The 6,469-nt window shown below is 45.9% G+C and carries 9 protein-coding genes; all 9 read right to left on the bottom strand.

What is annotated here, in order from left to right; translation table 11 throughout:
* Window positions 1-142 precede the first annotated feature (142 nt).
* Entirely contained in the window at window positions 143-1,429 is a 1,287-nt protein-coding gene (locus tag GPLA_RS16380) for a Glu/Leu/Phe/Val family dehydrogenase (protein ID WP_040515142.1), read from the bottom strand.
* A 161-nt stretch (window positions 1,430-1,590) separates the two neighbouring features.
* Window positions 1,591-2,148 (bottom strand): hypothetical protein, encoded by a 558-nt coding sequence (locus GPLA_RS16385; protein ID WP_040515140.1) that lies wholly within the window; start codon window positions 2,146-2,148, stop codon window positions 1,591-1,593.
* Complete coding sequence (locus GPLA_RS16390) at window positions 2,145-2,540, bottom strand: hypothetical protein (protein WP_007106072.1); 396 nt, start codon at window positions 2,538-2,540, stop codon at window positions 2,145-2,147. Before GPLA_RS16390 ends, GPLA_RS16385 begins: the two co-directional genes overlap by 4 nt.
* Before the next feature lie 23 nt (window positions 2,541-2,563).
* Window positions 2,564-2,998 (bottom strand): MerR family transcriptional regulator, encoded by a 435-nt coding sequence (locus GPLA_RS16395; RefSeq protein WP_007106073.1) that lies wholly within the window; start codon window positions 2,996-2,998, stop codon window positions 2,564-2,566.
* Window positions 2,999-3,017: 19 nt separating this feature from the next.
* Entirely contained in the window at window positions 3,018-3,818 is an 801-nt protein-coding gene (locus GPLA_RS16400) for a putative bifunctional diguanylate cyclase/phosphodiesterase (protein WP_007106074.1), read from the bottom strand.
* Window positions 3,819-3,828: 10 nt separating this feature from the next.
* Window positions 3,829-5,292: a mercury(II) reductase gene (gene merA / locus GPLA_RS16405; RefSeq protein WP_007106075.1), complete on the bottom strand. Its 1,464-nt coding sequence runs from the start codon at window positions 5,290-5,292 to the stop codon at window positions 3,829-3,831.
* A complete protein-coding gene (gene merF, locus GPLA_RS16410; protein WP_040515141.1) occupies window positions 5,285-5,572 on the bottom strand; it encodes a mercury resistance system transport protein MerF in 288 nt (95 codons plus the stop codon). Before merF ends, merA begins: the two co-directional genes overlap by 8 nt.
* Before the next feature lie 17 nt (window positions 5,573-5,589).
* On the bottom strand, window positions 5,590-5,865 hold the full coding sequence (merP, locus tag GPLA_RS16415; protein ID WP_007106076.1) for a mercury resistance system periplasmic binding protein MerP: 276 nt from the start codon (window positions 5,863-5,865) through the stop codon (window positions 5,590-5,592).
* Window positions 5,866-5,905: 40 nt separating this feature from the next.
* The gene (locus GPLA_RS16420) at window positions 5,906-6,253 is read right to left on the bottom strand and encodes a mercuric transporter MerT family protein (RefSeq protein ID WP_007106077.1); all 348 of its coding nucleotides are present in this window, start codon (window positions 6,251-6,253) and stop codon (window positions 5,906-5,908) included.
* Between the last annotated feature and the right edge of the window lie 216 nt (window positions 6,254-6,469).

Below are 6,469 nucleotides of genomic sequence, written 5' to 3' on the forward strand. Positions count from 1 at the left end.
TGGATGAAATAATTATTATCGAAAAGCAGATCATAATTATTGTCCGTTAAGATCAGGCAGGCGAGAGGCCGATGCGATGGGATAACGGGTGAGTGGTTGGTCATAGGTCTTGAATAATACATGGGACGACACTCTTACCAGGTTACCCATTCTGAAAATATTCACGTGTTCCTTTTTCTTTGATGGCGCCGGCAATCCTGGCCACGCCATGAATATAAGCGGCTGTTCGTAGACTCAGAGCTTTGTCCCTGGCCAGATTAAATATGGTTTCAGCTTCTCTTACGATCCTGAATTTAAGACGCTCGTTAACTTCACTTTCTTCCCAATAAAGACCGGTTTTATTTTGCACCCACTCTAAATAACTGACGATCACGCCACCGGCATTGACGAGAACATCTGGGAGTACAGTAATGTTATTGTTAAAGAGGATATCATCCGCACCTGCACTCACTGGTCCATTGGCAACCTCAAGGATAACTTTTGCCTTTACCTTGGCCACATTTTTTTCAGTAACTTGATTTTCTAATGCCGCCAACACCAACACATCGACATCTTGTTTAAGTAAGTCAGCATTGCTGATCTGTTTATACTCCGCTTCGTCACAAACTGAGGCATCGCAATACAACATGGCTTTTAATTCGTGACGTGTTTTTTTGTGGTGCATGATGCGTTCAGGATCGAGACCATCCTCTGAATAAATGCCACCCCTGGAGTCTGACAGCGCGACGATCTTAAAGCCTGCCTGTTTAGCCAAGCGTGCAAAATGGAAACCTGCGTTGCCAAAACCTTGTACTGCGATACGTGTATTTTCGGGCTCGATATTCTGACTTTTTACCCAGTGCAATAAGGTATAGAGCGCACCCTTTCCCGTTGCTGCCTCTCTGCCTAAAGATCCATTCAAATGAATCGGTTTTCCGGTGATCACATCCGGCCGTTGTTCGCGGACAATCTCGAAGTATTCTTCTGCCATCCACCCCATAATGGTCGAATTGGTATTTACATCAGGTGCTGGTATGTCACGATTGGGCCCGATAACATCCGCCAAAGCGCGAATATACCCCCTCGATAGCCTCTCCAGCTCAAGACGCGATAACGTTTTCGGGTCGACAGTGATGCCACCCTTTGCGCCACCAAAGGGTAGTCCGGCCACGGCACATTTTATTGTCATCCAAAAGCTTAACGATGTGACCTCATCCAGATCCACCGAAGGGTGAAACCGGATTCCGCCTTTGGTAGGTCCGCGTGTATTGTCAAATTGCACACGATATCCTTCAAAGACTTCTAGGCGACCATCATCCATTCGAACAGGAATGCTGACCAATGTGGTCTTTTTTGGATATTTCAGTCGCTTTTGGATATCTTCAGAAATATCAATATAGGAAAAAGCAGCTTTCAAATGAGTTTGTGCGTCTAAAAACAGAGTATTCATTTTGTCTCCAAGTTTGCCACATTGCGCTTCCGTTATCGCAATGATGTGCACATAAACGTGGTTAGCAACAAAGCGCCAAGAGGACAAAAAGCCCAATAAATAAACACAGCAGCGCAATGTCATCTTTCCGATCTGTTATCCAGTGAACGATTTTCATGGTGTTATCCTTTTGTCGCTAAGTTTTCAGAATTGAGGTGTCGGGCGTTTTGGATAACTGCGAATAACATCAGCCCAAGCGCCAGGAACAATAGTTCGGTTTGATACACATTGACCGTGTACTGCATTTTGAAACCCATCCCCGAGATGGCGGACGGAAACAGAATCGCGATAAAACTTAAGACGGTCGGCAGCAAGGGGGTGCAGCACAAAAGGGGACTCACGATCCCAATTAATATCCCGCTTGTCGCGGGTGCCGCTCTACAATGAGACTTTTCTCGCAACAAACGCACCCATAAGTTGATGAGTATGGTCTCTAATAAAGCAAACGAAAACGCAAACAGAACTATTTTCAGACTCAGGTATTGAAAGGAACGTAAGCCGATATTGGGCCCCAAAACATGCGCTGGTAGAATCACCAAATGGGTGACCAATAACAGACTAAAAATCACCATCGTGCGTAGTTTCAATTGAATGCTCTCGGTGGACAACTGAAATACAAGCAACACACGTGGCAAAAGATTCTTAGAATAGTGAGTGATGCGCTTAACTATCGCACTCATTCTTTTTCTACATGTTCTGCGGTTTTATAGGTCCCCCAGAATACCTCCGGCAATACGCAGACCAATGGCGTACCGATCAATAAAATGATCCCCAACTCCTTAAACGTCAGCCATTGTATCCATTGCAATCCAGTCACCAAAGCAAACACGGCCGCCCCCAAAAAGAATGGGCCGCTAAAAAAACAGTGCATCCGGCCACATTGACGCGCATTTCTTAAACAGGCATATCCCATCCAACTTAAAGCGATCGCCCAGATACTGCCGGTTATCCACGGTGCAAGTTGCATCACGCCGGTAATCACTATGAGTATCGCTGGCAATACCCAGGTGAGAATAAATCGGCCTTTACTGGCTACCCAGTCGTGGGGTCCGGTTTCACATTTTTCTGACATCGTATACTCCTTTGTTATGGCGATCAGGCCAGTTGACGCAGCTCCGACAGCTGTGAATCCAATGCCTGCAAGTATGCCTGGCGTTCATCAATTTTGGTTTGCAATTCGCGCATGGCCGCTTCACAGGCTTGCTGGTCGCCTTCGTTGATGGCGTGGAGCAAGGGTTTTATATCCAAAATCAACAAACCTGCCGCACGTGCCGCGCGAATGAAGCGCAGCCGGATTAAGGCGCATTGATCGTATAAACCGAAACCACCGGCGGAATGCTCAGGGCAAAGTACCAAATTTTCCAGGACGTAATTCCTGACGGTATGGACTGTGGTTTGCGCGGCTTTCGCCAGTTGCGAGATCGTTAAGGGAAACTCAAGTGTTTGCCCTTCGTTATCCATGAACGCCGCAAAATCATGGATCACCTCAAAGTATCGTGACACATCTTTTGACACGGTGGCTTTTGACATAGGTTTGTCTCCATTTGTTTCAAGCATGATGGCTTGGCCACAGCGTTGCCGTGGTTATGGCACCAGATGGCCGCGCCAGCCGAAAGCCCTGTAATACATCACAGCCAAGCTTCTCTAAAAGTTGTTGCTGAGCGGCCGTCTCAACCCCTTCCGCGACGATGGATAAATTCAGGTTATGCCCAAGGGTGATGATGCTTTCGGTAATCGTGTGATCTGTTAGTTCGGTTGTCATATGTGAGATAAAGGTTTTATCTATTTTTAGACGAGTCACAGGGCAACATTGTAACCGCGCCAGCGATGAACTCCCGGTCCCAAAGTCGTCAATGGATAAGCGAACACCCAGTGATCGGCAATGGTGCATATTCTCAATCAAGGTTGTTGTATCTTCCAGAGCGACAGTTTCCGTCAACTCAAGTTCTAGTGCTTGAGGTGGGAGTCCCGTATCTCGCAAAATACTGGCGACGTTGTCCACAAAATCCGCTTGATGGATTTGTAATGCCGAGATATTCACCGCAACAATACCATGTGATAAACCATGCTCGCGCCAGTACATCATCTGCTTGCAGGCTTTACTTAAGATAAAATCACCTAGCCGCAGAATAAAGCCGCTTTGTTCAGCAACAGAGATAAAATGATCGGGTAGAATCAATCCCTTAGTTGGATGTTGCCATCGAATAAGTGCTTCTACGCCTTCCCAGCGTTGCCGGCGTACGTCCCACAAAGGCTGATAAAAAGGGACGAATTCATCGGCAACTAGCGCAGCAACCAATCGTTCAATCGATGGGTTTGAAAACGAACTGGTTGCCGGTAACGAACTCATACGGCTTTACCTACCCTGCACAACAGGAAAGTTCTTTAACATCCTTGTTAAAGGTTTGGGCACAGAGCTTTATGCCCTCTACCATAGTCAGGTAAGGGAAAAGCTGATCAGCAATATCATTTACTGTCATTTGGTTTTTGATCGCTAACGCCGCGCTTTGAATCAACTCACCACCTTCGTGAGCCAGAATTTGTGCGCCTATCAGCAGCCCCGTTTGCTTCTCTGCAACTAACTTAATAAAACCATCAGTTTCAAAATTGGCTAGGGCTCGTGGTACATTCTCCATATCCAATACGCGACTTTGTGTCTCAATGTGCTCCGCGTTGGCTTGCTCTTCAGTCATTCCAACAGTAGCAACTTGAGGATCAGTAAAGATCACTGCGGGCATAGTCGACAGATTTAAATTAGCGTCTCCACCCGTCATATTTATTCCTGCACGACTACCAGCAGCTGCCGCAACATATACAAACTGAGGCATGTTTGAGCAATCACCGGCCGCATAAATTCCTGGAATATTCGTTTCCATGCGTTCGTTAACAACGATTTCGCCGTTTGTGTTGGTCGTGACACCCACCTCATCTAGATTCAGCTTATCTATATTTGCTTGCCGCCCTGTAGTGATCAACAGCTTATCGCCGACCACTGTGCCAGTATTGGTTTCAAGACTAAACTGTTCGCCATCATAAGAGGCGCTTGCCGCTTGAGTATGGCTTAATACTTTGATGCCCTCTTTTTCAAAGCACTTTGTTAAATGTTCACCTAGTAGAGGGTCTTCTCGATATAGCAAAGTATGTCTTGCCAAGACCGTCACTTCACTCCCTAAGCGTCGATAAGCCTGGGCAATTTCAAGCGCGATGACAGAAGAGCCAATGACAATAAGGTGTTTTGGTAATATCTCTGAAAACAGCGCCTCTGTTGAGGTCCAATAAGGTGTTTCGAGTAAGCCTTCTATCGGTGGGATACTTGGTGTAGAGCCAGTGGCAATCAGAATACGGTCAGCACGTAGCTCTTCTTCTGCACCATCTTCATTCGTGATAATCAAGGTGTTTTGGTTTTTAAAACGGGCATAGCCGCGCAACAGGCTAAGTGCGGGATTGGAATCGAGAATATTTTGATATTTTGCTGCTCTCAGCTCCTCGACACGTGCCGTTTGTTGTTTTGCCAACAAAGCTCGGCTCAATTTAGGGTCGTTATTTTCCAACCCTTCAAATGGGTTTCGACGTTGCTGATGAGCCAGTTGGGCTGAACGAATTAAGATTTTCGAGGGTACACAGCCTACATTAACACAGCAGCCTCCGATTACATCAGCACCTTCAATCAAGGTAACTTTCGCGCCGCCTTCAGCTGCTTTTATAGCGCAAGCAAATGCACCGGAACCGCTGCCAATAATTGCAACATGTATCGATCCATTGCCGTTTAATGTTTCATCGCTGTTGGGTGTTTCATTTGCAGTTGATGTAAAACAATCACTCATGAGAGTCTCCTGTATTGATTACTTCGTTCGTTGCTGTTTCGATGTTAGGTTGAGACTCGCAGCAGTTCTCAGCATCTCTCTTCGTTTTATGGTAAAAAGCATAGACCGTAATACCTATGAAAATTCCTAATGCCGGCAACAATACAAAATCCAAATAACCGGTCAGCGCAGACAGCCCCACTGCAGAGAGCAGCAATACCAGTGCAGGTGTAAAGCAACAGAGCGCTATAAGCACTGTACCGATAACACCGAATCGAACCAAAAACTTTTCTTTATTCATAACGACTCCCGACTTACTTATTTTTTGAGTGAAGATGGGTAGCCAGCGTTCGTCGTGGATTCAATTAGTTGCTCGACACTGGTTTTATCGTCATCGAAGGTAACCACGGCCTGCCTAGTCGCTAAAGTAACATCGGCGTTGCTGACGCCCTCGACATTCTTTAAAGCCCTTTTCACGGTGAAGGGACACGTCACACAATTCATACTCGGTACATCCAAGGTTACTGTTTGCTGCTCAGCCCACGTACCAACACTAAACAAAGCTAAAAGGGACAATAAAGCGATTTTTTTCATAACATTTCTCCAAAAAAAGGTGGTTTTCTTACGGTCTTCATTAAGCGAATAAAATAATCCAATAATTGCTGGTCACTAATACCAATGCAGTCAGTGCAGTTAACCAAAAAATAATTTGCCGACGTTTGCGTACTTGAGGAACCGCACAGGCGGTACCTGGCTCGCACGCCTCAACAGGGCGATAGACCTTCCAGCCTGCATAGCCAAATAAAGCGATAACGAATAGGATAAAAATGGGCCGGTAAGGCTCAAAGAACGTCAGGTTGCCAATCCAGGAGCCACTGACACCTAGCAGCAATAAAATGAATGGACCTGCACAGCACAAGCCTGCGCCGATGGCGGCGATGATTCCACCAATAAGTGGTAGGTTAGTTTCTTTTTTTGACACTGCTTACTCCTCGTATTAGTTGTCGATTGAATAAGTCTATGAGCCGTACCAATGTACGGAGTCAGGCGTTATTTGTGACAAAATAAGAAAAAGTCACTAGGGTTGTAGGGAGTCGATAATAGGACAATAACTATCATCGTCATTGCTATTACATTGTGTTAATAACTCCATTAGCGCACTTTCTAACCGTTTCAGGTCTGCCATCTTTTCTTTGAC

This window comes from Paraglaciecola polaris LMG 21857, assembly GCF_000315055.1.
Taxonomy (GTDB): Bacteria; Pseudomonadota; Gammaproteobacteria; order Enterobacterales; family Alteromonadaceae; genus Paraglaciecola; species Paraglaciecola polaris.